This is a genomic window from Pantoea eucrina, from assembly GCF_002095385.1.
Classification (GTDB): Bacteria; Pseudomonadota; Gammaproteobacteria; order Enterobacterales; family Enterobacteriaceae; genus Pantoea; species Pantoea eucrina.
The window spans coordinates 18101-43760 of the sequence record NZ_MIPP01000034.1 but is presented as its reverse complement, the minus strand read 5'-3'; the positions used below and the strand labels follow the sequence as shown (position 1 = coordinate 43760).

The following is a 25660-nucleotide window of genomic DNA, read 5'->3' as shown; positions in this document are numbered from 1 at the left end:
GCCCAGCCCCGCGCTGCCCAGCGCACAACTCCCGCGCTGCTAAGCGCCACTCCCGCTAAGCCACTCCCGCACGGGGAGAAAATCCGTATAAAGCTGCGCTTCCGGTGAGCCGGGCTCGGGCTGATAGTCATATTCCCAGCGCACCAGCGGCGGCATCGACATCAGAATTGACTCGGTTCTGCCGCCAGTCTGCAGACCAAACAGCGTGCCGCGGTCCCACACCAGATTAAACTCAACGTAACGCCCGCGGCGGTAGAGCTGGAACTGGCGCTCGCGATCGCCCCACGGCAGTGCTTTACGGCGTGCAACAATCGGCAGATAGGCCTGCAGATAGCCGCGGCCGACCGCCTGCATAAAGTCAAAGCAGCGGTCAAAGTCTGGCGTGTTCAGATCGTCATAAAACAGACCGCCGATACCGCGCTGCTCATTGCGATGCTTCAGGTGGAAATAGTCATCACACCATTTTTTATAGCGCGGATAGACATCCTCGCCAAACGGCTCGCAAAGATTGGCTGCGGTCTGATGCCAGTGCATGGCATCCTCGGTAAAACCGTAGTAAGGCGTCAGATCAAACCCGCCGCCGAACCACCAGACCGGATCGGCACCGGGTTTTTCAGCGATGAAAAAGCGCACGTTAGCGTGGCTGGTCGGCACATAGGGGTTTTCCGGATGGACTACCAGTGAAACGCCCATCGCCTCAAAACTGCGTCCGGCAAGCTCCGGACGATGCGCGGTGGCTGAAGCGGGCATCTGGTCGCCATGCACATGGGAAAAGTTGACCCCGGCCTGCTCAAATACCGTGCCGTTACGCAGAACCCGGCTGCGTCCGCCACCGCCACCGGGACGCTGCCAGCTATCTTCGGCAAACGTTGCGCCGCCATCCGCTGCGGCCAGTTGATTGCAGATCTCATCCTGCAGCGTCAGCAAAAATGCCTTAACGCGTGAAATATCGGGATTGCTCATGCGTCACTCTCTCTGTAAATGTGCCGTAAGCTTACCACAGCCCGGGATCACGCCTGGCGACGATCGTATGCGGCAAAATAGTTAACAATTCCGCTGGCAATGGCGGTGGCGATCTTATGGCGAAAGGCGGTAGTGCCCAGCAGCTGCTCTTCATGCGGATTGGTAATAAACGAGGTTTCAACCAGCACGGAGGGAATAGAGGGCGACTTCAGCACGGCAAAGGCGGCCTGCTCGGTATGCTGACTGTGCAGATGATGCACCGGGCGGATCTGATCCAGGACGTGCTTGCCCAGCGTCAGGCTGTTGCGAATCGTATCGGTCTGCACCAGATCAAACAGAATCTCATTCAGATAGTGATCTTTCTGCTGTACGGCGCCGCCGCCTGCTTTATCTGCATCGTTTTCACGCTGCGACAGATAGCGTGCCATTGCGCTGCTGGCGCCGCGATTGGAGAGGGCAAATACCGAGGCGCCGTTGGCATCCGGGCTGGTAAAGCCGTCAGCGTGAACCGACATAAACAGCTCGCGCCGTGCTGATGTGCAATCTCCACCCGCTGATAGAGAGGGATAAAGTGGTCACTGTCGCGCGTCAGTCGCACCTCAATATGCGGATGTGACTGCAGCAGCGTGCGCACGGTATTGGCAATCTCCAGAACAATATGCTTCTCCTCCGCGCCTTCCTGTCCCACCGCGCCGGAGTCGATACCGCCATGACCGGGATCGATCATCACAATTCGCTTACCGCTGGCAGCAGGTTTCGGTGCGGCATGACGCGGCGCCGCTGTGATCTCTGCCCGCGTCTCCTTCGCCTGAATTGCGCGCGGCGAAAGCACTGCCAGCGCCAGTCCCGAAAGGATCAGCTGGCGGCGGTTAGTCAGGCGTGAAAGCAGTGAAATCTTTTTCATTTACAGGTCCCTGGCGGAGAAATAAGCCCAGTGTTATAACGTAACCGCCGCAGCACGGCGACCCCGCAACCATTTCAGCGTATTACTTTGTATTGCACGGTGCTAACCGGGATTTAGCCGCTTTTTTCTGCCATTGCGGAGCAGGAGGGTTGCGCCACGCAAAGAATGCGTGATAATCAGCGAATTATGCCGATCAGCAGGATACGTCGATGGAAATTCGCTCTTTCCGCCAGGAAGATTTTGATGAAGTAATCACGCTCTGGGAGCGTTGCGATCTGTTACGCCCGTGGAACGACCCGGAGCTGGATATCGAACGCAAAATGAATCATGACCCGGAACTGTTTCTGGTCGCTGAAGTGGGCGGCGAAGTGGTCGGCACGCTGATGGGCGGCTACGACGGTCATCGCGGCTCAGCCTACTATCTGGCTGTGCATCCGGACTATCAGGGGCGCGGCTTTGCCAATGCGCTGATGAACCGGCTGGAGAAAAAGCTGATTGCCCGCGGCTGCCCGAAAATTCATCTCATGGTGCGGGAAGAGAACGATCAGGTCGTGGCATTTTATGAAAAGCTCGACTATGAACCCGTGGAGGCGCTGCTGCTGGGCAAGCGACTGATTGAAGATCGCGAATATTGATTGATCCGGCCGGCTAAACTTTTTGCCATCGCGTGACTCCAAGAGGCACGCAATAAAGTTGAAACCATGGAGTTAGCATGAAAGCTGTACGTTTTGCGGCGCTGGCGGCGGCGCTGGCCGTGTCAGGCTGCGCCACTACCGGCCAGGTACCGGCAGAGCATGAGAGCCACTGGTATAATCCACTGACTTACCACTGGGCCGCGCTCAACCCGCTAAGCTGGTTTGGCGGTTCTCTGCAGGTAACTGAGCAGGGTGTGGCGGGTCTCAATGGCAGCACCCTGATGAGTGAATCGGCTATTTCGCAGGCGCTGAATAATGATTACCAGCTGCGGCAGGGTATGCGCAGCGAACAGGGCGAGGTGGCTGAGTTCTGGCAGGCGCTGCAGGATGGCAAGGTGAAGCTGATCATCAGCGGTAAACCCGCCGTTGAACGGATCGAGGTGCTGGATGCGGCAGCGGAGAGCAGCAGCGGCAGTAAAATCGGTGACCGCTTCAGCGATACGTTCACTAAAGCCTTCAACAACTGCAAAATGGTCGCAGGCCTCGATGCGCACGACGTTGAGTGCCAGGCGCCGGGCAGTCAGCATATCTTCTATGTCTACAGCGGCAAATGGCACGGCCCGGCGGGTCTGATGCCTTCAGATGACACGCTGAAAAGCTGGACGATCAGTAAAATTGTCTGGCAGCGCTAACCCTGCCGGGGGCCGCTTTCAGGCGGCCCGCACCCGCCTGCGTATATTTCTGAAAACCTGCTTTTCTCTGCCGATCGCTTATGCCTTTTTCGACTTTTAAATCCCCAAAAGATATATAAAACCGTTACTGCTTTCCGGGAAGTTATAAATACACTGACAGCATCTACTGGCCCAGGCTGGATTTCTATTTATCAGGGTGCTGCATGACACTTCCGGTTTTGAAAACATGGCTCAGCGGCGTGGCGCTGTCACTGTCGCTGGCAGCGGCGGCGCAGGCAACGGAGCTGCTGAACAGCTCGTATGATGTGTCACGCGAACTTTTTGTGGCACTCAACGCACCCTTTGAACAGCAGTGGGATGCGGCACACCCTGGCGATAAACTCACGATTAAGCAGTCTCACGCCGGCTCGTCCAAACAGGCGCTGGCTATCCTGCAGGGGCTGCGGGCAGATGTCGTTACCTACAACCAGGTCACTGATGTGCAGGTGCTGCATGATAAAGGCAACCTGATTGCCGCTGACTGGCAAAGTCGTCTGCCAAATAACAGCTCGCCCTTCTACTCCACCATGGCGTTTCTGGTGCGCAAAGGTAATCCAAAGCAGATCCATGACTGGGCCGATCTGGCGCGCGACAACGTAAAGCTGATTTTCCCGAATCCGAAAACCTCCGGCAACGGCCGCTATACCTATCTTGCCGCCTGGGGCGCAGCGGAAAAAGCTGACGGTCAGGATCGCGCAAAAACTGAAGCCTATATGCAGAAGTTTTTGAAGAACGTTGAGGTGTTTGATACCGGCGGGCGCGGCGCGACCACCACGTTTGCTGAACGCGGTCTGGGTGACGTCCTGATTAGCTTTGAGTCAGAAGTAAACAATATCCGCAATCAGTATGGCAAAGATGATTACGAAGTGATTGTGCCGCGCAACAACATCCTGGCGGAGTTCCCGGTTGCCTGGGTAGATAAGAATGTGGCGCATAACAACACCGCTGACGCAGCTAAAGCGTATCTGAACTATCTCTACACCCCAGCGGCTCAGGCGATTATCACCCGTTACTACTACCGCGTGAACAATCCACAGCTGATGGCAGAGCAGAAGGATCGCTTCCCGCAGACCACACTGTTTAACGTCAATGAGGCGTTTGGCGGCTGGGAGCAGGTAATGAAAACGCATTTCGTCAGCGGCGGTGAGCTGGATAAATTACTGGCAGCGGGGCGCGGCTGATGTTTGCTACAGCACAAAAACGCGTCCTGCCAGGTTTCGGCCTGAGCCTCGGCACCAGCCTGCTGTTTACCTGCCTGATTCTGCTGCTGCCTATCAGCGCGCTGCTGATGCAGCTGTCGCAGATGACGCTGGCGCAGTACTGGGCGGTGATCTCCAGTCCGCAGCTGGTAGCGGCTTATAAAGTAACGCTGCTGTCAGCCGGCGTCGCGTCGCTGTTCAACGCGGTGTTTGGCATGCTGATGGCGTGGATCCTGACCCGTTATCGTTTTCCGGGACGTACGCTGCTGGATGGCCTGATGGATCTGCCGTTTGCCCTGCCCACAGCGGTAGCGGGGCTGACGCTGGCCGGACTCTTTTCCGTTAACGGCTGGTATGGTCAGTGGCTGGCGCATTTTGATATCAAAGTCTCTTATACCTGGATTGGTATCGCAGTAGCGATGGCCTTTACCAGCATTCCGTTTGTGGTGCGTACCGTTCAGCCGGTACTGGAAGAGCTGGGCCCGGAATATGAGGAAGCGGCGGAAACGCTGGGTGCCACGCCGTGGCAAAGCTTCCGGCGCGTGGTGCTGCCTGAGGTGGCTCCGGCGCTGCTGGCCGGAACGGCGCTCTCGTTTACCCGCAGCCTCGGGGAGTTTGGTGCGGTGATCTTTATCGCCGGCAACATCGCCTGGAAAACGGAAGTGACGTCACTGATGATTTTTGTTCGTCTGCAGGAGTTTGATTATCCGGCCGCCAGCGCTATCGCCTCGGTGATCCTTGCCGCCTCGCTGCTGCTGCTGTTTGCCATTAATACGCTGCAGAGCCGCTTTGGCCGTCGCCTGGGAGGTCACTAATGGCGGAGATTTCACACCTCAATCGCGCTGAGCGTGAGCCTTTTAACTGGGGCAAATGGCTGCTGATTGGCACCGGTGCACTGATATCGATACTGCTGCTGGTAGTGCCGATGATCTCTATCTTCTGGGAGGCGCTGGCGCAGGGCGTAGGCCAGGCGTTCAGCAACCTGCAGGATGGCGACATGCTGCACGCGATCTGGCTGACGGTGCTGGTTGCGCTCATTACCGTTCCGGTAAACCTGGTGTTTGGCACGCTGCTGGCGTGGCTGGTCACCCGCTTTACCTTTCCGGGACGGCAGCTGCTGCTGACGCTGTTTGATATTCCGTTTGCGGTATCACCGGTGGTGGCGGGCCTGATGTATCTGCTGTTCTGGGGCATTAACGGCCCGGCGGGCGGCTGGCTCGATGCCCACAATATTCAGATTATGTTTGCCTGGCCCGGCATGGTGCTGGCGACCGTATTTGTCACCTGTCCGTTTGTGGTGCGTGAGCTGGTACCGGTAATGCTGAGTCAGGGGAGTAACGAAGATGAAGCTGCGGTGCTGCTTGGCGCATCGGGCTGGCAGATGTTTCGCCGCGTAACGCTGCCCAACATTCGCTGGGCGCTGCTCTACGGCGTGGTACTGACCAACGCGCGGGCCATCGGTGAGTTTGGTGCGGTGTCGGTGGTGTCAGGATCGATTCGCGGTGAGACCTATACGTTACCGCTTCAGGTTGAATTACTGCATCAGGATTACAACACCGTGGGCGCATTCACTGCCGCCGCGCTGCTGACCCTGATGGCAATTGTAACGCTGTTTCTGAAAAGCGTGGTGCAGTGGCGATTAGAGCATCAGCAGAAGCGCCAACAGGAGGAAAATCATGAGCATTGAGATCAAACAAATTAATAAAGCCTTTGGCCGCACCCCGGTGCTGAATGATATCTCTCTGGATATTCCTTCCGGCGAAATGGTGGCGCTGCTGGGCCCTTCCGGCTCAGGCAAAACCACGCTGCTGCGTATTATCGCCGGGTTGGAGCATCAGAACAGCGGACAGATCTACTTTCATGGCAAAGATGTCAGCCGCATTCACGCCCGCGATCGCCAGGTGGGATTTGTTTTCCAGCACTATGCGCTGTTCCGCCATATGACGGTGTTTGACAATATCGCCTTTGGCCTGACGGTGCTGCCGCGCCGCGAGCGCCCTTCAGCCGCTGAGATCAAACAGCGCGTCACGCGCCTGCTGGAGATGGTACAGCTGGCGCACCTGGCAAACCGCTTTCCGGCCCAGCTCTCTGGCGGACAGAAGCAGCGCGTGGCGCTGGCGCGTGCGCTGGCGGTAGAGCCACAGATCCTGCTGCTGGATGAGCCGTTCGGCGCACTCGATGCGCAGGTGCGTAAAGAGCTGCGCCGCTGGCTGCGTCAGCTGCATGAAGAGCTGAAATTTACCAGCGTGTTTGTTACGCACGACCAGGAAGAGGCGATGGAAGTCGCGGACAGCGTGGTCGTAATGAGCCAGGGGAACATTGAACAGACAGGTTCCCCGGATGAAGTATGGCGCGAACCCGCTACCCGCTTTGTGCTGGAGTTCCTGGGCGAGGTCAATCGCTTTGAGGGCGAAGTGCACGGATCGCAATTCCACGTTGCCGCCCATCACTGGCCGCTGGGCTATACGCCAGCGCATCAGGGTCGCGTTGAACTCTTCCTGCGCCCGTGGGAAGTGGATGTCTCACGGCAGAGCAGCCTGGAGACGCCGCTGCCGGTACAGGTGCTGGAAATCAGTCCGCGCGGACACTTCTGGCAGCTGGTGGTACAGGCCTCAGGCTGGCATGAAGAGCCGTTTACCCTGGTCTTCGAAGGTGAGCAGGCGGCCCCGGTACGCGGTGAGCGTCTGTTTGTGGGGCTGCAGCAGGCCCGTCTCTATCAGGGGAATACCCCGCTGCGCCCGGTTGCCTTTGCCGAGAGCGCCTGATATTTTGACATCTCTTTCGGGCGGGACTTTCCCGCCCGTTTTTATTGCCTCTCTTGCGCCTGGAAAACGATCGTGACCACTCTGGAAAATACCATCGGCAATACGCCGCTGATCAGGCTGCAACGCCTGTCGCCCGATAATGGCAGCGAAGTCTGGCTGAAGCTGGAGGGGAATAACCCGGCCGGCTCAGTGAAAGATCGCGCGGCCTGGTCGATGATTCATCAGGCTGAGCTGCGCGGTGAAATCAGGCCCGGCGACAGGCTGATTGAAGCCACCAGCGGCAACACCGGTATTGCGCTGGCGATGATCGCCGCGCTCAAAGGGTACAGGCTGCGGCTGCTGATGCCGGAGAACATGAGTCAGGAGCGACAGGATGCGATGCGCGCTTACGGGGCCGAACTGGTGCTGGTAACGCGTGAACAGGGCATGGAAGGCGCACGCGATCTGGCGCAGGCGATGGCCGATCGCGGCGAAGGCCGGGTGCTCGATCAGTTTAACAATCCCGATAATCCGCTGGGCCACTATCTCACCACTGCTCCGGAAATCTGGCAGCAGAGCGGCGGGCGTCTGACGCACTTTGTCTCCAGTATGGGCACGACCGGCACCATCAGCGGCGTGGGCCGTTTCCTGAAAGAGCACGCGCCGGCGGTCAAAGTCATTGGCCTGCAGCCGCAGGAAGGCAGCGCCATACCCGGTATTCGTCGCTGGCCTGAAGCCTATCTGCCTGGCATCTGGTGCCCTGAGGTGGTAGACGAGATCATGGATATGGGGCAGCAGGAAGCGGAAGAGACGATGCGTGCGCTGGCGCAGCGTGAAGGGCTGTTCTGCGGCGTGAGCTCCGGCGGCGCCGTGGCGGGGGCGCTGCGCATCGCCCGGGCGCAGCCCGGCAGCGTGATAGTGGCGATCGTCTGCGATCGGGGCGATCGTTATCTCTCCACCGGTGTTTTTCACTGACAGCATCTGCCCGGTCAGCCTGCTGCGCTGACCGGCTTGCCGCTTCTGTATCCGCGCATCTGACTGTAAGGATCGCGTAAATCCTGCTGCGTTTCTCCCGCAATCGGCACAAAATAACACCACTTTAGCTGAGAGAAACCGATGAAAATCCTGCTTGTTGATGATGACGCTGAGCTGGGCACCATGCTCAGCCAGTACCTGCTTGCTGAAGGCTTTGAAACGCAGCTTGCCCTGACCGGCAGCGCCGGGATTGAGGGGGCACTGTCAGGCAGCTACAGCGCCATGATCCTGGATATCATGCTGCCTGACATGAGCGGCACCGACGTGCTGCGTCAGGTGCGCCAGAACAGCCGCCTGCCGGTGATCATGCTGACGGCAAAAGGCGACAATATTGACCGCGTGATCGGGCTGGAGATGGGCGCGGATGATTATGTCCCGAAACCCTGCTATCCGCGCGAGCTGGTGGCGCGCCTGCGTGCAGTTTTGCGCCGCGTGGAGGAGCTGCCGGCGGAGGCGGATAAAAAGGAGCCGCTCTGCCTGGGTGACCTGACGCTCAACCCGGCGACCCGCGTTACCGCATGGCAGGGCAGGGCGCTGGAGCTGACCGCGTCAGAATTTAACCTGCTGCAGCTGCTGCTGCGGGCGCCTGAGCGGGTGGTAACCAAAGATGAACTCTCTGAGCAGGGGCTGGGACGGTCGCGGGAAGCTTACGATCGCAGCGTTGATGTCCATATCAGCAATATCCGGCAGAAACTGGCGGCGCTGACAGCTGAGAGCGTGACGATTGAAACCGTGCGCAGTATTGGCTATCGCATCCGATGAAGCGCAGCTATCGCGGGCGCATGTTCTGGAAAATTCTGCTGGGTTTCTGGCTGGTATTCCTGATTATCAGCCAGCTGCTCTGGCTCGGCTTTGCGCTGTCGGGCAGCCGGCATGAGCCGCCCGACATTGCCGCGGTACGGCGCATTGTGAATCTGCAGATGGCCTCCGCTGTCTCCGTTCTTGAGCGCGGCGGTCCTGCTGCGCTTGACGACATGATGGCTGACTGGTCTGCGGAAGATCGGCAATTTTTCTCGGTGCTGCCCCAGCGTGCGACGGCGCCGCGCGCCGCCGGCAGGACGCAGCCAGCGTTTGGCGCGCCGTTTCACGGCCCCATTCCTGACGTGATAGTGCGCCAGGTAACAGACGCAGACGGCAACGGCTGGGAGCTGCGTTATGACGTCAGGGCGTTGCGGCGCGACAGCACCATAGGCGAGCGCCCGCGCCGCATTCTGAATATTCCGCAACCGATGTTTATCTTCGCCGGTGCGCTGGGGCTGCTCTTCAGCCTGCTGCTCGCCTGGAATCTTACGCGCCCGATGCGTCAGCTGCGCGAAGGATTCGCCCGCGTGGCCAGCGGCGATCTCTCGGTGCGGCTCTGGCCGCTGATGCGCCGGCGTCACGATGAACTCTCCAGCGTGGCGCACGATTTTGATGCCATGGTAGAGCGGCTTGATACGCTGATTACGCCCGCGAGGCGCTGCTGCACGATATCTCGCACGAGCTGCGTTCACCGCTGGCGCGCCTGCAGCTGGCAACCGGGCTGGCGCGTCAGACGCCGGCAACGGTCGCGGTATCACTTAACCGCATTGATGAGGAAGCGGGTCGCCTCGACAAGATGATTGGCGAGCTGCTGACGCTGTCACGCGTCAGTCACGAAAGCCTGCCGGGAGAAGATTACTTTGATCTTCTCGGGCTGCTGGAGGTGGTTATAACCGATCTGCGCTATGAAGCGCAGCTGACTGGCGTGCTGGTGGAGTTTACCGCCGATGAGACGGCTGACTATACGGTGCGCGGTAACGCCGAGCTGATCCGGCGTGGCGCAGAGAATGTATTGCGAAATTCGCTGCGTTTTTCGCAGCAGGGGCAGGTGATCCGGGTAGATCTGCACGCGGAAGCCGCCTGGCTGACGATCTGCATTCGCGATAGCGGACCCGGCGTCGATCACAGCAAACTCTCCAGTATCTTCGATCCCTTTGTGCGGGTAAACACGCCGCTGGCCGGAAAAGGTTACGGCCTCGGGCTATCTATCGTCCGTAAGGTGATGCTGGCTCATCATGGCGAAGTTCAGGCGCAGAATATGCCAGAAGGTGGTCTTGAGGTGATTCTCAGGCTCCCGCACTGGCGCAAAGCGTAGCGAAAACAAAAACGGCACCCATCGGGTGCCGTTTTCAGAGAGTGCTAACGTCCGTTATTTTTTGATACGAATAACCGGCGTTTCGCCAACAGTTACCTGACCGGAAAGCTTGGTCAGATCTTTGATCTCATCCATATTCGAGATCACAACCGGTGTCAGCGTGGATTTCGCTTTCTCTTCCAGCAGCGGCAGATCGAACTCGATCACAACGTCGCCTTTTTTCACTTTCTGACCTTCTTCGGCGATACGTTTAAAGCCTTCACCTTTCAGCTCTACCGTATCGATACCGAAGTGGACAAACAGCTCAATGCCGTTGTCTGATTCAATGGAAAACGCGTGGTTAGTTTCGAAAATCTTGCCGATAGTACCATCAACCGGTGCAACCATTTTGTTGCCAGTCGGTTTGATTGCGATACCATCGCCCACGATTTTCTCAGCAAACACGACATCAGGTACGTCTTCAATATTGACAATTTCGCCTGACAGAGGCGCAACGATATCGATAGTCCCTGACGCGCTCTCTGATTTTTCGCCAAAAAGTTTAGAAAACAAACCCATGATCTTCTCCTAAGCAGTATTTTGGGGCCAGCATCACGTGGATCAGCAGAGCGTTTTTTCTTTAATGAACTTGTTGACCAGATTCATTAAATCTTCCGCTGTGGGTTGAGCCAGAGCCTGCTCTGCCAGAGCCTTAGCATCTTCGTAATTGGTATTACGAATGATTTTCTTGATGCTCGGGATCGAAATGGCACTCATGCTGAATTCGTCCAGCCCCATTCCCAGTAACAGTAGTGTAGCACGTTCATCACCCGCCAGCTCACCACACATGCCGGTCCATTTCCCTTCGGCATGTGATGCGTCGATCACTTGCTTAATGAGGCCAAGTACAGATGGCGTCATTGGGTTATAGAGGTGTGAAATCAAATCATTACCACGATCGACCGCCAGAGTATACTGCGTCAGGTCATTTGTCCCAATACTAAAGAAGTCGACTTCTTTCGCCAGATGACGGGCGATAACGGCTGAAGCCGGGGTTTCCACCATGATGCCCATTTCAATAGACTCATCAAAGGCTTTGCCCTCTTCACGCAGCTGCGCTTTCAGGGTCTCCAGCTCCGCTTTCAGGAAGCGCACTTCTTCCACCGAAATAATCATCGGGAACATGATACGCAGCTTGCCAAAAGAGGAGGCGCGCAGAATGGCGCGCAGCTGGGCATGCAGGATCTCTTTACGATCCATTGCGATACGAATTGCACGCCAGCCGAGGAACGGGTTCTCTTCTTTCGGCAGGTTCATGTAAGGCAGATCTTTATCGCCGCCGATATCCATCGTGCGCACGATAACCGCCTGAGAACCTACGGCCTCTGCGACGGCTTTATAGGCCTGGAACTGCTCCTCTTCTGAAGGCAGCGAATCACGGTCCATAAACAGGAATTCGGTACGATAGAGGCCCACGCCTTCTGCACCATTACGCTCTGCACCCGCCACGTCGCGAACGGTACCGATGTTGGCGCAGACTTCAACCTGATGACCATCCAGCGTAATGGCAGGCAGATCTTTCAGCTTGGCCAGCTCATGTTTTTCAGAAAGGTACTGAGTCTGAATCGCTTTCAGCTCTTCCTGTTCCGCTTCAGTTGGATTGACATAAATTTTGTTGTTTACGCCATCCAGAATCAGAAAATCACCGTTTTTAACGGTGGTAGTCACGCTACCGGTGCCGACAATCGCAGGCAGTTCCAGCGAGCGCGCCATGATTGAGGTGTGCGAGGTGCGTCCACCCAGATCGGTGATAAAGCCCAGCACCTTTTTCAGGTTAAGCTGTGCAGTCTCTGATGGAGTCAGATCTTTTGCGACCAGAATCGCTTCTTCAGCAATAGAGCCGAGATCGACCATATGCAGGCCAAGAATGTTCTGCAGCAGGCGCTTACCGATATCACGTACGTCCGCTGCGCGCTCTTTCAGATACTCATCATCGAGCTCTTCCAGCGCTTTAGCCTGGCCTTCAACCACAGAGTGAGCCGCAGCGTCAGCGGTGACATGATCTTTTTTAATCAGGTCAATGATTTCCTGCTCAAGCTCTTCGTCTTCCAGCAGCATGATGTGACCTTCAAAGATCGCCGCTTTCTCTTCACCGAAGGTTTCACCGGCTTTGACGCAGATCGCCTGAAGCTGTTCTGCTGCTTTGCTACGTCCATCAAGGAAGCGCTGAACTTCCTGATCAACCTGGTCGTCTGTAATCTTTTTACGGTTGATGACGATCTCATCTTCTTTCAGCAGCAGTGCTTTGCCGAAAGCGATACCCGGTGATGCTAAAATGCCTGAAATCATAACCCTACCTTTTTATCACGATGGCTCGTTGACCCGATGCATTGCCATTGTCGTGGAGCAGTACTCTAGTGAAGCGATATCGCGGACAGGTTGTCCGCGATCAAGATAGTTGCACTCAATGGGGCAAAGGAGTCGATTTGGTGGTGACCGCGCGAAGTTACTCGAGCTCGGCCATCAGCTTAACCAGATGTTCAACTGCCTGCTGCTCATCTTCACCTTCAGCAGAGAGCGTGACTACGGTTCCCTGGGTCAGACCCAGCGTCTGCAGCTTAAACAGGCTTTTTGCGCTGGCAGATTTGCCGTTGGAAGTCACAGTGATTTCTGACTGGAACGCCTTAGCTTCTTTGACGAACTGTGCAGCAGGACGCGTGTGCAGACCGTTTGGTGCGGTAATGGTAACTTCTTGCTGGAACATGCTATTTCCCCAACTTTTTCAGGTTTGGTGTTATGGATCTAAAGTCTAGCCTGGAGCCGTAACTTTAGCCTGTGTAGGTACGCTGGTATGGCATCATGCTGACCAGAAAAGGACGCTCTGATGAATAAGCCATTTTTGCAATGACGGATCAACAACTGCGTTTGTTCGTCACCGGGTTAATTATGCCGTGATTCGCCATTTCGCCAAATCAGTAAATCGATTCAGCTTGATCCACTTCAAGGGCAGATTAATTTCAGGCACCGAAATAATTGGCAGCTTAAATACCAGAGCGGCATCACTGAAATCAATCTGCCCGGTGATGAAAGTGAGATCTGCGCCACAAAAAAGCACCCGAAGGGGTGCTTTTTTCGACACTTTAAGACTTTGACGATTACTGCTGCAGCTCTTTTTCCGTGAACAGATCGGCAAAGAGTGCGGTGCTGAGATAGCGTTCGCCGGAAGAGGGCAGGATCACCACAATATTCTTGTTTGCGAAGGCTTCATCTTCCTGCAGCTTTAGCGCAGCAGCCACCGCCGCACCCGATGAGATGCCGGCAAGAATACCTTCTTCTTCCATCAGCTGACGCGCCGTGCTGATCGCTTCATCGTTGGTGATGGCAATAACCCGATCGACCAGCTGCAGATCAAGGTTACCGGGAATGAAGCCTGCGCCGATGCCCTGAATTTTATGCGGACCCGGTTTGATCTCTTCACCCGCCATCGCCTGTGCGATAACCGGCGAGTCGGTAGGTTCTACCGCCACGGTAATTAGCTCTTTTTTGCCTTTGGTATTCTTGATATAGCGACTTACGCCGGTCAGGGTGCCGCCGGTTCCTACACCGGCAATAAAGACATCAACTTCGCCATCGGTGTCTTCCCAGATTTCCGGCCCGGTGGTTTTTTCATGAATCTCCGGGTTAGCCGGGTTGCTGAACTGCTGCAGCAGAACATACTTATCCGGATCGCTGGCAACAATCTCTTCCGCTTTGGCGATGGCGCCTTTCATGCCTTTTGGCCCTTCGGTCAGCACCAGATTGGCACCCAGCGCTTTCAGCAGCTTACGACGCTCAATTGACATCGTCTCTGGCATGGTCAGCGTTAGCTTGTAGCCGCGTGCAGCGGCGACGTATGCCAGGGCGATGCCCGTGTTACCGCTGGTCGGCTCAACCAGTTCTACGCCAGGCTTCAGAATTCCGCGTTTTTCTGCATCCCAAATCATATTGGCACCGATACGGCACTTGATGCTGAAGCTCGGGTTACGCGACTCGACCTTCGCCAGAATACGTCCGTTACCGATGCGGTTCAGTCGAACCAGCGGCGTATGACCAATTGTCAGCGAGTTGTCTTCGTAGATCTTACTCATTGCCCGTCCTTAACTGTATGAAATATTGGGAACCCTTTGAGGATACCTGTTCTGTCTCCGCGCGGAAGGAAAGAAATAGTATATCTATATAGCCCCTGACCATAAGCCGTGCGGAAAAATGCATAAGCCTGGATCGCTGCGGTTAATGACGAGCTAAATCAGCACGATAGCGATCGACCCACATCGCGGTCGCCCCGCATACGGCCACCGGCATAATCACCAGATTCAGAATGGGTATCATGGTAAACAGGCTGACCATCGCGCCAAACTGCATATTGGCGACTTTATGCCGCCGCAGGGCAGTGCGCATATGCGGAAAGCTGACCTTATGGTTGTCAAAAGGATAGTCGCAGTACTGGACAGAAAGCATCCATGCGCTGAACAGAAACCACAATACCGGCGCCACTATCTGACCAAAGCCAGGGATAAAATAGAGCAGCAGCAGGCCCAGCGCACGCGGCAGGTAGTAACCCAGCTTCTGCAGTTCACGTTTCATAATGCGCGGCAGATCTTTAAGCAGGCCCATCCAGCCACTGTCAGGCAGCGGCCTGCCGGTGAGTTGTCCCTCCAGCTGTTCAGCCAGCAGGCCGCAAAAGGGAGCGGCAATCAGGTTGGCGAGCGTGGAAAAAAAATAGCCAAACACCAGCACGATTGAAATCACTGAGAGCGGCCAGATGAGATAGCTCAGCCACTGCAGCCAGTCGGGCACGTGTGAAAGCAGCTGAGGGATCCACTCTCCCAGCCGCCGGAACAGCCAGTAAAACGCGCCGCCGAGCAGCAGCACATTCACCAGCAGCGGCACAATGACATAGCGGCGGATCCCCCGCATATGCACCAGGTTCCAGCCGCGGGCAAAGTAGTGAAGACCATTAAATGATGAGACTGAATTCTCTGCGGGCATAACAAGCCTTTCTCCTGTAAGTAGCGGCATCAACATCATACCCTGGCTTTTCCCGGTGAGCTGGCCTGCTTTGTGCGAAAAAACAGCGAAAAAGCGTCGGCTGGCTATCTTATTTGTCAGAAAATAGTGCGCAGACTTGCACTTGTGTAGCAGGGCAAATACAGTTAGAGGATAAAGTTTGCCGTGGTGGCAAGGTATTGGAACAACAGAGAATACAATGATGCAGGATTTGCGTCTGATATTAATCGTTGTTGGCGCGATCGCCATAATAGCGCTGCTTCTTCACGGACTGTGGACCAGTCGTAAAGAGCGTTCGTCCGTATTTCGCGATCGCCCGCACAAACGTCTCAAACAGCGCGATGACGCGGATGACGATCTGCTGAGTGATGAAGAGGATGGCGTCGGTGAAGTGCGCGTCCATCGTCAGCATGACGACAGTGATGAACCTGTGTTCACCGCGCCGCCAGCCAAACCGGCCGCGCCGCGAGCGCCGGAGCCGGCACGCCAGCCTTTCACACAGCATGAAACCCCGCTGACGGGCGATCCGCTGCTGGACAGCAAGCCTGCGCCTGCGCACTCCGCGCCGCAGCAGCCTGTTTCTCCGCCGCCTGTGCAGCAGCCTGCTGCGCCGCAGCCGGTTGCGAAACCGCAGCCTGCGCCGGTACAGGCCGATCCGCTGCTGGATAACGAACCTCTTCCAGCGGTACAGCCCGCTCCGGAATTCAGCGCTGCACCTGAGCCTGAAGCCGTACCTGAGCATGAAGCGACGCCGGCCCCGCAGGAAACGCAGCCTGCAGCGCCTGGCAGTAAAAAAGAGACGGTACTGGTTCTGCACGTTGCCGCTCATGCAGGCGGTGCGCTCAACGGTGAAGCGCTGCTGCAGGGCGTGTTACAGGCGGGTTTCCAGTTTGGCGAGATGAACATTTTTCACCGCCATCTGAGTCCGGCCGGCAGCGGCCCTGTTCTGTTCAGTCTTGCTAACATGGTGAAGCCGGGTTCCTTCAACCCTGACACCATGGGCGACTTCACGACACCTGGCGTCTCGATGTTTATGATGGTGCCATCCTACGGCGACGCGCATCAGAACTTTAAGCTGATGCTGCAGTCAGCCCAGCGTATTGCCGATGACGTCGGCGGCGTGGTGCTTGATGATGAGCGTCGCATGATGACGCCGCAGAAGCTTGAGACTTACAAAGCCCGCATTCGCGAGGTGGTTGGCGGCTAACCGCTACGGCAGTATTACATGTTTACGCCCGCCATTTGCAGCGTGAAACAGAGTCACTCTCAACCCCCGCCAGCCGGGGGTTTTTTTATCGGATAAACACTATGAAATCAGTCCAGGAGCAGATCGCAGCGCTCAGTACCACGCTGCGTCATCATGAGTATCTCTACCACGTGATGGATGCGCCGGAAGTTCCGGATGCTGAATATGACCGGCTGATGAATCAGCTGCGCGAGCTGGAGCGTGCGCATCCCGATCTGATTACGCCCGATTCACCTACGCAGCGGGTCGGCGCGGCGCCGCTGACCGCTTTTGAGCAGGTGCGGCATGAAGTGCCGATGCTGTCGCTGGATAATACCTTTGATGAGGCAGGGTTCCGCGCCTTTAACAAACGCGTACAGGATCGGCTTAAGAGCAGCGATGAGCTGACCTACTGCTGTGAACTCAAACTTGATGGTCTGGCGGTCAGCCTGCTGTATGAAAACGGCTTACTGGTGCGGGCCGCTACCCGCGGCGACGGCACAACCGGCGAAAATATCACGGCTAACGTGCGCACCGTCCGGGCGATTCCGCTGCGGCTGCAGGGCGACAATATCCCGGCGCGGCTGGAAGTGCGTGGTGAAGTGTTTATGACTGAAAGCGGTTTTGAAAAGCTCAATGAAGAAGCGCGACGTACCGGTGGTAAAGTCTTTGCGAATCCGCGCAACGCAGCAGCCGGCTCGCTGCGTCAGCTCGATCCCCGGATCACTGCCAGACGCCCGCTGACTTTCTTCTGCTACGGTTTTGGTCTGCTGGAGGGCGGCGAAATGCCGGCCAGCCACTGGGCACGCCTGCAGCAGTTCAAAGCCTGGGGTTTACCGGTCAGTGAGCGCATCAAGCTGGTTCATACCGCTGATGAAGCGCTGGCGTTTTATCATCATATTGAGCAGGAACGACCGGCACTCGGTTTTGATATTGATGGCGTGGTAATTAAAGTCGATTCACAGACGCTGCAGGAGCGGCTCGGTTTTGTGGCGCGCGCGCCGCGCTGGGCGATCGCTTTTAAATTCCCGGCACAGGAGCAGCTCACCGTAGTGCGCGACGTTGAGTTTCAGGTTGGACGCACCGGTGCCATTACGCCGGTCGCGCGCCTGGAGCCGGTACAGGTTGCAGGCGTGATAGTGAGTAATGCCACCCTGCACAACGCTGATGAGATCGCCCGTCTCGGCCTGCGCATCGGCGACCGCGTAGCGATTCGCCGCGCTGGCGACGTGATCCCGCAGGTGGTCAGCGTGGTAGAGTCTGACCGGCCGGCTGACGCGCGTGAAATTGTGTTTCCGCAGCACTGCCCGGTATGCGGCTCTGACGTGGAGCGGGTAGAGGGTGAAGCGGTGACGCGCTGTACCGGAGGGCTGATCTGCGGTGCCCAGCGTAAAGAGGCACTGAAGCATTTTGTCTCGCGCCGCGCCATGGATGTGGATGGCATGGGTGATAAAATCATCGATCAGCTGGTTGAGAAAGAGTATGTGAAAACGCCTGCCGATCTGTTTCGCCTGACGGCAGGCAAACTGACCGGACTGGATCGCATGGGGCCAAAATCGGCGCAAAACGTGGTGGCCGCGCTGGAGAAAGCAAAGCTGACCACGCTGCCGCGGTTCCTGTATGCGCTGGGGATCCGCGAGGTGGGTGAAGCCACGGCGGCTAACCTCGCCCGTCACTTTGGCGAGCTGGAGCGGGTGATGAATGCCGATCTCGACGCGCTGATTGCGGTGCCGGATGTGGGTAAGGTTGTGGCCGCCCACGTACGCAATTTTATGGAAGAAGAGAGCAATCGTGAGGTGATCCGCGAGCTGACAGAAGAGATAGGTGTTCACTGGCCTGCGGTCGCGGTGATCAAAGCTGAAGAGATCGACAGTCCGTTTGCCGGTAAAACGGTAGTGCTTACCGGCTCTCTGTCGCAGATGAACCGCGATGATGCGAAAGCGCGTCTCGCGGCGCTGGGTGCTAAAGTCAGCGGCAGCGTATCAAAGAAAACCGATCTGCTGATCGCTGGCGAAGCGGCGGGCTCCAAGCTGGCGAAGGCGCAGGAGCTGGGTATTCCGGTCATCGACGAAGCGGAGATGATCCGCCTGCTGGACGTGTAAGATGGATAAACAGCAGCTGCTGGCCATTGCCAGCACGGTGATGCCATTTGGTAAATATCAGGGGCGGCTGCTGATCGATCTGCCGGAAGAGTATTTGCTTTGGTTTGCACGTAAAAACGCGTTCCCGGCAGGTACGCTGGGTGAGCTGATGCAGCTGACGCTGGCGATTAAAATTGAGGGTTTGCAGGGACTGGTCACACCGCTCAGGCGAGCCCCAAATAAATAAGCCCGCTTGCGCGGGCTTTTTATTACGATTTCTGCGCTTCTGGCTGCTGCGCCAGCTGCTTTTCATTCCCTGCTTTATAGCGCTGGGCAATGAACGAGCAGATCATCAGCTGTACCTGATGAAAGATCATCAGCGGCAGCACAATAATGCCCACCGCACTGGCCGGGAAAAGAATATTAGCCATCGGCACGCCGTTCGCCAGGCTCTTTTTCGAACCGCAGAACAGCACCACAATCTCATCAGCCCGGCTGAAACCAAACAGCCGTGAGGCACCGATATTGATTGCCAGCGCAATCAGCAGCAGCAGCAGGCTGCCTGCCAGAATCCACAGCAGGGTATCGACGCCCACGCGATGCCAGATGCCATTTACCACGGCCTCACTGAAGGCTGAATAGACAACCAGCAGAATCGAGGTTTGATCGGTTTTGCCAATCAGGCTGCGATGCTTTTCCACCCAGCCGCCAATCCAGCGGCGGGAGAGGTGACCAATAACAAACGGCACCAGCAGCTGCATCATAATCTTACCAATCTGCTCCAGACCGTTACCCGGTGCCGCACTGTGGACGTTCATCACCAGATTGACCAGTAAGGGAGAGATGAACACGCCCAGCAGGCTGGACGCTGACGCAGCGCAGACCGCCGCCGCAACATTCCCGCCTGCCATAGAGGTAAAGGCGATAGAGGATTGTACGGTGGCAGGCAGAATGCAGAGGTAGAGGAAGCCGGTATAGATTTCAGGCCCGACGTTAACCGGGTGCCACCAGACCAGCAGCAGCCCGAGCGCCGGAAAAATCACAAACGTGCTGCACATAATCCACAGATGCAGACGCCAGTGGCTGCTGCCGGCAATAATCTTCTCGCGCGACAGTTTGGCACCGTGCATAAAGAAGAGCAGGGCGATAGCGGCCGTAGTGAGGTATTCAAAAAAGTCGACAAAACCGCCGCGTGCCGGCAGAAAGCTGGCCAGCAGTACGGTAATGATGAGTTTGATCATCATTGGATCGAGTCGTAAAAAGCCCATTGTTAACGTCCGGTTAAAAGAAAAAGTCTGGCAGAGATTGTGCGCTAAGCGCGTTTAGAAATAAAATTGATTTATTGCATTAATCTATGAGCAGAATCGATGAATTATACGTTACGCCAGCTGCGTACTTTTGTTGCTGTTGCCCGACAGGGAAGCTTTAGCCAGGCGGGGCAGCTGATAGGGTTAAGCCAGTCGGCGGTAAGCCATAGCGTGAAAGAGCTGGAGGCGGAAATAGGCGTGCGCCTGCTGGACCGCACGACGCGTGAAGTATTACTCACCGGGGCAGGGCAGCAGCTGGCAACCCGGCTGACGCGCCTGCTGGAAGAGCTGAATACTACGCTGCTGGATGTGCGCAGTTACGGCGAGCAGCGCAGCGGCACCGTGCGGGTTGCAGCCAGCCAGACGCCGTCTGCGCATCTGATGCCGCAATGTCTGGCCAGCACGCAGCAGCACTATCCCGATATCCGCGTGATCCTGCACGACAGGGTGCAGCAGGCGGTGCTACAAAGCGTGCGCAATGCAGAAGTTGATTTTGGCATTGTGATTGGCCCACTGGGTGACGCAGAGTTTGATGCCGAAGAGATCCTGCAGGAGCCTTTTCTGCTGCTGTGTCACCAGAATGACGCGCTGGCGCAAACAGAGACAGTGACCTGGGCGATGCTGACAGATCGCAATATGGTATTGCAGGATTATGCATCAGGCAGCCGGATGCTGGTTGATGCGATATTGCAGCAGCTGGCTGTCAGTGTGAATGTGGTACAGGAGATTGGTCATCCGGCTACGCTCTACCCGATGGTGGAAGCGGGCATCGGCATCAGTATTTTACCGGCCCTGGCGCTGCCGCTGCCTTCGGGACGTAAGCTGGTGGTACGCCGGCTTTATCCGGAGATGAACCGCAGTCTGATGCTGATCAAACGTAAAAACCGTTCGCTTACGCCCGCTGCGGAGGCGGTCTGGCAGGAAGTGCGTCAGCAGGCTGAACTGCTGACGCAGACGCGCTCACTCTATCCGGCGTTTTAGATATAGACGTCGATCTGATTATCTGGCGTTGGCCGGTTAATGCCATCAGCCCGGGCGCTCACCGGCTGCTCAGTCTGCTGCTGCTGTTCTGCCTTTTCCGCTTCGCGCTGCTGAATCTGAGCAATCTGTGCAAAGAGCATCTGAATCTGATTCTCCAGCATCTGCTGCTGTTCTGATTTTTGCTCCTGCGTCAGCGTATGATCGTCTGCCAGAGATTTGAGCTGGCTGGTAATCGCGGCGATCTGTTTATTAATCCCGGCAATCTCGGAGGCTGCTCCGCCCCCGCTGCTGCCACCTATTCCGATGCTGCTGATACCTGATATTGCTGTCATGATTTTCTCCTTGCCATAGACCCTGAAGGTTATCGGCAGCAGCAGCAAAAGCTTCAGGTGTGCCGCCCGGATGTTGAGGCCGCGCTGATTTCAGGGCCGCATAAATGCGGCCCCTACAGGTGCGAGCAGAGCGGCTTATTTGTAGGGGCGGCATTAATGCCGCCCAAAAGAAACAAAAAAAGCGCCCATAGGGCGCTTTTTTCTGAATTTGGTGGGTCGTGCAGGATTCGAACCTGCGACCAATTGATTAAAAGTCAACTGCTCTACCAACTGAGCTAACGACCCGAAGTGGTGGGTGATGACGGGTTCGAACCGCCGACCCCCTCCTTGTAAGGGAGATGCTCTACCAACTGAGCTAATCACCCACTTCGGTACTTCTTTAACAGGCTGCCGGGCTAAGATATGGTGGGTGATGACGGGTTCGAACCGCCGACCCCCTCCTTGTAAGGGAGATGCTCTACCAACTGAGCTAATCACCCATATCTTATCTCTTACTACCTGTTCACTGCGGGCCACCTTAAGAGTGGTGGGTGATGACGGGTTCGAACCGCCGACCCCCTCCTTGTAAGGGAGATGCTCTACCAACTGAGCTAATCACCCCCGCTGTGTGGAGTCGCATTATAGGGATCCTTCGAAGTGAGTCAACGCTTTTTAAAATTAAAATGTTTGTTCGCTTTAAAAATAGTCACCCTGAAGGGGTTTTAGCCAATGTACTGGTTTTATTAGCAGAAAAAGCCGTTTGCGCTGCGGCGGTGAGAGTGATTGAGGAATCGTCTCCACCTGCTAGAATGTGCGCACTGTTTTTTCGCGTTAACCCGTTTTTTTGTCATCCAGACAAGAAAACCTGCGCATCTAAGGCAATGCTGAATGAAAATTAAAACCCGCTTCGCCCCCAGCCCGACCGGCTATCTGCACGTTGGAGGCGCCCGCACCGCGCTTTACTCCTGGCTTTTTGCACGTCATTACGAAGGCGAGTTTGTCCTGCGTATTGAGGACACTGACCTGGAGCGCTCCACGCCGGAAGCGATCGAAGCCATTATGGATGGTATGAACTGGCTGAGCCTTGACTGGGATGAAGGTCCTTACTATCAGACCAAACGTTTTGACCGCTATAACGACGTCATTGATGAGATGCTGGAAGCGGGCACCGCCTACAGGTGCTACTGCTCCCGCGAGCGTCTTGATGCACTGCGTGAAGAGCAGATGGCTAACGGTGAAAAGCCACGCTATGACGGTCGCTGCCGCGACAGCCATGAACATCACGCTGCTGATGAGCCGTGCGTGGTCCGTTTCCGTAATCCGCAGGATGGCTCTGTCATCTTTGACGATCAGATCCGCGGCCCGATTGAATTCAGCAATCAGGAGCTGGACGACCTGATCATTCGTCGTACCGATGGTTCACCGACCTACAACTTCTGCGTAGTGGTGGATGACTGGGACATGGGGATCACGCACGTTATCCGTGGTGAAGATCACATCAATAACACACCGCGTCAGATCAACATCCTGAAAGCGATTGGCGCGCAGGTTCCTGTCTATGCGCACGTCTCCATGATCCTCGGTGATGATGGTAAAAAACTCTCCAAGCGTCACGGCGCGGTAGGCGTGATGCAGTATCGCGACGATGGCTATCTGCCGGAGGCGCTGCTTAATTATCTGGTTCGTCTGGGCTGGTCTCATGGCGATCAGGAGATCTTCAGCATTCCTGAGATGAAATCGCTGTTTACGCTGGATGCGGTCAGTAAATCAGCCAGCGCTTTCAACACTGAAAAACTGCAGTGGCTGAATCACCACTATATTACTACGCTGCCGCCAGAGTATGTGGCGACGCATCTGCAGTGGCACATTGAACAGCAGCAGATCGATACCCGCACCGGGCCTGAACTGGCAAAACTGGTGACGCTGCTGGGCGACCGCTGCAAAACGCTGGTGGAGATTGCCGCTTCCTGCCGCTACTTCTATGAAGAGTTTGACGCCTTTGATGCGGATGCCGCGAAGAAGCATCTGCGTCCGGTTGCGCGTCAGCCGCTGGAGCGGGTGCGTGACAAGCTGGCTGCACTGAGCGACAGCGACTGGAATGCAGAGCAGATTCACCATGCGATTCAGAGCGCGGCGGATGAACTTGAGCTGGGTATGGGGAAAGTGGGCATGCCGCTGCGTGTTGCCGTTACCGGAGCAGGGCAGTCGCCGGCGCTGGATGTGACCGTGGAAGCGATTGGCCGCAGCCGCAGCGTTGCGCGGATTGATAAAGCGCTGGCATTTATTGCTGAGCGCGAAGCTAACGCCTGATAGCTTATCGCTCTCGCACGCCGCGGGAGCGTTATCAGGTACAACAAAAAAGCCGGAAGCAATTGCCTCCGGCTTTTTTATGCATCCTGAATACCCAGTCTTTCCAGAACACCGCGGATCCCTTCACGCAGTAACAGGGCGGCGAGCTGGTCCTGTTCTGTCTGCGTCATTTGCTGGACAGAATTTATTAATAACGCAGGTAACGTATTCTGCTGAGCGGCGTAATTCGCTGCCGGTTCACTCGCGTGGCGGGTGGACTGAATAAAGCTTTTCACCCGCTCATCGATATGGATCAAACGCGCTTTGCCGCCCTGTACGCCGGGCTTAGGCGTGGTGGTCCAGTTTTCGCGTTTGATCCATTTGTTCACCGTCTGCCGACTGTAGCCCGTTTCAAGCGCGAGCTCTTCGGGGGTTAGCCATTCCTTTTTCACGATGCTGTCCCTGTTGAATACATTAGCTCTACATATTACAACAAAACGTTACTGGGAAAAGTAATCCGGACAGAAAATGCTTTTTACGACCAATAAAAGACATTAATAGGTTACGAGGCTTCGCGAGCAACTGCCTGTTCAGGGCGGAACGCCAGGAAATAGGTCAGACCGACGAAAATGGCTCCCCCTACGGCGTTGCCGAGGAACACGGCAATTACGTTAGGCGCAAACTCGGCCCAGCTCATCTGACCCGCAAAGATAGCCGCCGGCACAATAAACATGTTCGCCACGACGTGCTGGAAACCAATGGCCACGAACGCCATCACCGGGAACCACATCCCCATGATTTTGCCCACCATATCTTTACTGGCAAACGCCAGCCATACCGCCAGGCAGACCAGCCAGTTACAGCCTACGCCAGAGATAAAGGCATGCAGGAAATCGGCGCTGACTTTAGCGTGCGCAATCGCAACGGTTTTTTTCAGGTAGTCACCTTCCGTCATGCCCAGCATATGCCCAAAGAACCAGGCGACGGCGACGCTACCAATAAAGTTCGCAACCGTAACCCAGAACCAGTTACGCAGGACGCTCAGAGCGCTGATACGGCGGGCAAACCACGCCACCGGCAGCGTCATCATATTGCCCGTCAGCAGCTCACCGCCAGCCAGCACGGTCAGAATCAGACCGACCGGGAATACGGCAGCGCCCAGGAAGCTGGAGAATGAGCCCCATTCAGCAGGCAGCTGGTTAATGACGTGCAGATCAAGCAGGAAGCCGGTAGCGATAAAGGCACCGGCCATAAAGCCAAGGATTAATAAGGTTGAAACGGGCAGGCGGCTTTTAGCCACGCCAGCCTGAATCGCCAGCTGGGCGATCTCTTTAGGAGTATGTAGTGACATAATTCTCTTTTTCTTTTATTAAACAAAGGGATGATTTTACCGGTTATTAAGGAGCTAACCCTGGCAGGTCAACCGGTTAATTAGCGTGCGAAGTTTTACACGGACCATTAACGAAAACAAGTCTGGCGCTAACATCTTTAACCTGAATTTAACCCGCCAGCGCGCTGCTTTTTGGCCACCATAAGCAGCAGGAGGAGCATAAGTGGTGAAAAAAAGGTCACTACAACACGGGTTTGCCGTCTTTTTCAGCGATTGCACACAGAACGAGAATTTGCCGTTGACACACTCAGAGTGGTTTCATATTATGCCGTCCGTCGGGTCTGCCCGGCAGTTTTTTCGGTACGGGGCTATAGCTCAGCTGGGAGAGCGCTTGCATGGCATGCAAGAGGTCAGCGGTTCGATCCCGCTTAGCTCCACCAAACCGCTCCCAACGGTTTGAACCGAAAGAATGATTCCAGATGTGGGGGTATAGCTCAGCTGGGAGAGCGCTTGCATGGCATGCAAGAGGTCAGCGGTTCGATCCCGCTTATCTCCACCAAATCTTCGTTGTTGTTCTGAATATCTTCCCGTTACTGCGATAAATCTCTTCCTGAATGACCTTTTTCTGTCAGTTCTGCTCCCTGCAACGCACGCTTTATAGCGGCAGCTATTCCGTTGATGAAAATCAGTGATGTGCAGAAAGCGCAGAAAGCGCAGAAAAAAGCGGGAAGCGTGGTGCTGAAGGCGTAACGGCTGAGCAGGAGAGCAGGGCGAGCCGAAGCCC

At 56.1% G+C, this 25660-nt stretch carries 24 protein-coding genes, 6 tRNA genes and 2 pseudogenes; 16 read left to right on the top strand and 16 right to left on the bottom strand.

All coding sequences use genetic code 11. The features are described 5' to 3' along the window. Window positions 1-39: 39 nt before the first annotated feature. Window positions 40-963: an oxygen-dependent coproporphyrinogen oxidase gene (hemF, locus tag HA43_RS14160; RefSeq protein ID WP_039379477.1), complete on the bottom strand. Its 924-nt coding sequence runs from the start codon at window positions 961-963 to the stop codon at window positions 40-42. Between the two features lie 47 nt (window positions 964-1010). After that, window positions 1011-1867, bottom strand: a pseudogene (gene amiA, locus HA43_RS14155) (N-acetylmuramoyl-L-alanine amidase AmiA). Window positions 1868-2076: 209 nt separating this feature from the next. On the opposite strand from amiA, the gene HA43_RS14150 reads away from it, so the two are divergent. The 9 genes and pseudogenes from HA43_RS14150 to HA43_RS14110 all read left to right on the top strand — a co-directional run bounded on the left by HA43_RS14150 (window position 2077) and on the right by HA43_RS14110 (window position 10327). Beyond that, the gene (locus HA43_RS14150) at window positions 2077-2502 is read left to right on the top strand and encodes a GNAT family acetyltransferase (RefSeq protein ID WP_039379472.1); all 426 of its coding nucleotides are present in this window, start codon (window positions 2077-2079) and stop codon (window positions 2500-2502) included. 77 nt (window positions 2503-2579) lie between these two features. Next, a complete protein-coding gene (locus tag HA43_RS14145) occupies window positions 2580-3194 on the top strand; it encodes an RpoE-regulated lipoprotein (protein ID WP_094111933.1) in 615 nt (204 codons plus the stop codon). A gap of 203 nt (window positions 3195-3397) precedes the next feature. Continuing rightward, window positions 3398-4414: a sulfate ABC transporter substrate-binding protein gene (locus HA43_RS14140; RefSeq protein WP_039379467.1), complete on the top strand. Its 1017-nt coding sequence runs from the start codon at window positions 3398-3400 to the stop codon at window positions 4412-4414. After that, window positions 4414-5247 (top strand): sulfate/thiosulfate ABC transporter permease CysT, encoded by an 834-nt coding sequence (gene cysT, locus HA43_RS14135; RefSeq protein ID WP_039379465.1) that lies wholly within the window; start codon window positions 4414-4416, stop codon window positions 5245-5247. The genes HA43_RS14140 and cysT overlap by 1 nt, the downstream gene beginning before the upstream one ends. Beyond that, window positions 5247-6119, top strand: a complete 873-nt coding sequence (gene cysW, locus HA43_RS14130) for a sulfate/thiosulfate ABC transporter permease CysW (RefSeq protein ID WP_094111932.1) — start codon at window positions 5247-5249, stop codon at window positions 6117-6119. The genes cysT and cysW overlap by 1 nt, the downstream gene beginning before the upstream one ends. Further along, window positions 6109-7197: a sulfate/thiosulfate ABC transporter ATP-binding protein CysA gene (gene cysA, locus HA43_RS14125; RefSeq protein WP_071668086.1), complete on the top strand. Its 1089-nt coding sequence runs from the start codon at window positions 6109-6111 to the stop codon at window positions 7195-7197. Before cysW ends, cysA begins: the two co-directional genes overlap by 11 nt. Before the next feature lie 72 nt (window positions 7198-7269). Continuing rightward, window positions 7270-8151, top strand: coding sequence for a cysteine synthase CysM (gene cysM / locus HA43_RS14120; RefSeq protein ID WP_094111931.1), 882 nt, complete (start codon window positions 7270-7272; stop codon window positions 8149-8151). Between the two features lie 141 nt (window positions 8152-8292). After that, a complete protein-coding gene (locus HA43_RS14115) occupies window positions 8293-8973 on the top strand; it encodes a response regulator transcription factor (RefSeq protein WP_094111930.1) in 681 nt (226 codons plus the stop codon). Next, window positions 8970-10327, top strand: a pseudogene (locus HA43_RS14110) (ATP-binding protein). Before HA43_RS14115 ends, HA43_RS14110 begins: the two are co-directional and overlap by 4 nt. 54 nt (window positions 10328-10381) lie before the next feature. Here HA43_RS14110 and crr read toward each other — a convergent pair. From crr to cysZ, 6 genes are all read right to left on the bottom strand, one after another. Then, window positions 10382-10885 (bottom strand): PTS glucose transporter subunit IIA, encoded by a 504-nt coding sequence (gene crr / locus HA43_RS14105; RefSeq protein ID WP_039379452.1) that lies wholly within the window; start codon window positions 10883-10885, stop codon window positions 10382-10384. A gap of 42 nt (window positions 10886-10927) precedes the next feature. Continuing rightward, window positions 10928-12655, bottom strand: coding sequence for a phosphoenolpyruvate-protein phosphotransferase PtsI (gene ptsI / locus HA43_RS14100; RefSeq protein WP_094111929.1), 1728 nt, complete (start codon window positions 12653-12655; stop codon window positions 10928-10930). A 157-nt stretch (window positions 12656-12812) separates the two neighbouring features. Continuing rightward, complete coding sequence (ptsH, locus tag HA43_RS14095) at window positions 12813-13070, bottom strand: phosphocarrier protein Hpr (RefSeq protein ID WP_007889063.1); 258 nt, start codon at window positions 13068-13070, stop codon at window positions 12813-12815. 180 nt (window positions 13071-13250) lie between these two features. Continuing rightward, on the bottom strand, window positions 13251-13445 hold the full coding sequence (locus tag HA43_RS14090) for a hypothetical protein (RefSeq protein ID WP_039379447.1): 195 nt from the start codon (window positions 13443-13445) through the stop codon (window positions 13251-13253). Between the two features lie 16 nt (window positions 13446-13461). After that, window positions 13462-14433, bottom strand: coding sequence for a cysteine synthase A (gene cysK, locus HA43_RS14085; protein WP_039379445.1), 972 nt, complete (start codon window positions 14431-14433; stop codon window positions 13462-13464). Window positions 14434-14575: 142 nt separating this feature from the next. Then, a complete protein-coding gene (gene cysZ / locus HA43_RS14080) occupies window positions 14576-15334 on the bottom strand; it encodes a sulfate transporter CysZ (protein ID WP_039379442.1) in 759 nt (252 codons plus the stop codon). A gap of 217 nt (window positions 15335-15551) precedes the next feature. Between cysZ and zipA the strand changes: the two genes are divergently transcribed. The 3 genes from zipA to HA43_RS14065 all read left to right on the top strand — a co-directional run bounded on the left by zipA (window position 15552) and on the right by HA43_RS14065 (window position 18905). Further along, window positions 15552-16559: a cell division protein ZipA gene (gene zipA / locus HA43_RS14075; RefSeq protein ID WP_094111928.1), complete on the top strand. Its 1008-nt coding sequence runs from the start codon at window positions 15552-15554 to the stop codon at window positions 16557-16559. Window positions 16560-16660: 101 nt separating this feature from the next. After that, on the top strand, window positions 16661-18679 hold the full coding sequence (gene ligA / locus HA43_RS14070) for an NAD-dependent DNA ligase LigA (protein WP_094111927.1): 2019 nt from the start codon (window positions 16661-16663) through the stop codon (window positions 18677-18679). A gap of 1 nt (window position 18680) precedes the next feature. After that, window positions 18681-18905 (top strand): DUF3820 family protein, encoded by a 225-nt coding sequence (locus tag HA43_RS14065; RefSeq protein ID WP_094111926.1) that lies wholly within the window; start codon window positions 18681-18683, stop codon window positions 18903-18905. Between the two features lie 22 nt (window positions 18906-18927). Here HA43_RS14065 and HA43_RS14060 read toward each other — a convergent pair whose 3' ends face one another. Next, entirely contained in the window at window positions 18928-19926 is a 999-nt protein-coding gene (locus HA43_RS14060; protein WP_094111925.1) for a bile acid:sodium symporter family protein, read from the bottom strand. 99 nt (window positions 19927-20025) lie between these two features. Between HA43_RS14060 and HA43_RS14055 the strand changes: the two genes are divergently transcribed. After that, complete coding sequence (locus HA43_RS14055) at window positions 20026-20946, top strand: LysR family transcriptional regulator (RefSeq protein WP_094111924.1); 921 nt, start codon at window positions 20026-20028, stop codon at window positions 20944-20946. Here the strand turns inward: HA43_RS14055 and HA43_RS14050 are convergent. The 5 genes from HA43_RS14050 to HA43_RS14030 all read right to left on the bottom strand — a co-directional run bounded on the left by HA43_RS14050 (window position 20943) and on the right by HA43_RS14030 (window position 21878). Continuing rightward, complete coding sequence (locus HA43_RS14050; RefSeq protein WP_094111923.1) at window positions 20943-21278, bottom strand: FlxA-like family protein; 336 nt, start codon at window positions 21276-21278, stop codon at window positions 20943-20945. The two genes, HA43_RS14055 and HA43_RS14050, sit on opposite strands and share 4 nt — an antisense overlap. A 209-nt stretch (window positions 21279-21487) precedes the next feature. Beyond that, window positions 21488-21563, bottom strand: a tRNA-Lys gene (locus tag HA43_RS14045). A 4-nt stretch (window positions 21564-21567) separates the two neighbouring features. Further along, window positions 21568-21643: transfer RNA gene (locus HA43_RS14040), tRNA-Val, on the bottom strand. Between the two features lie 38 nt (window positions 21644-21681). After that, window positions 21682-21757, bottom strand: a tRNA-Val gene (locus tag HA43_RS14035). A 45-nt stretch (window positions 21758-21802) separates the two neighbouring features. After that, window positions 21803-21878: transfer RNA gene (locus HA43_RS14030), tRNA-Val, on the bottom strand. A gap of 267 nt (window positions 21879-22145) precedes the next feature. On the opposite strand from HA43_RS14030, the gene gltX reads away from it, so the two are divergent. After that, the gene (gene gltX, locus HA43_RS14025; protein WP_071668079.1) at window positions 22146-23567 is read left to right on the top strand and encodes a glutamate--tRNA ligase; all 1422 of its coding nucleotides are present in this window, start codon (window positions 22146-22148) and stop codon (window positions 23565-23567) included. A 77-nt stretch (window positions 23568-23644) separates the two neighbouring features. On the opposite strand, the gene HA43_RS14020 is transcribed toward gltX, so the two are convergent. Both HA43_RS14020 and HA43_RS14015 read right to left on the bottom strand, forming a co-directional pair. Further along, window positions 23645-23998 carry a YfeC-like transcriptional regulator gene (locus tag HA43_RS14020; protein ID WP_039379424.1) on the bottom strand — a complete coding sequence of 118 codons (354 nt, stop codon included), beginning with the start codon at window positions 23996-23998 and terminating at the stop codon, window positions 23645-23647. 110 nt (window positions 23999-24108) lie between these two features. Then, a complete protein-coding gene (locus HA43_RS14015; RefSeq protein WP_094111922.1) occupies window positions 24109-24897 on the bottom strand; it encodes a formate/nitrite transporter family protein in 789 nt (262 codons plus the stop codon). Between the two features lie 343 nt (window positions 24898-25240). On the opposite strand from HA43_RS14015, the gene HA43_RS14010 reads away from it, so the two are divergent. Both HA43_RS14010 and HA43_RS14005 read left to right on the top strand, forming a co-directional pair. Beyond that, window positions 25241-25316 (top strand) — tRNA-Ala (locus tag HA43_RS14010). Between the two features lie 43 nt (window positions 25317-25359). Beyond that, a tRNA-Ala gene (locus HA43_RS14005) sits at window positions 25360-25435 on the top strand. Window positions 25436-25660: the final 225 nt, after the last annotated feature.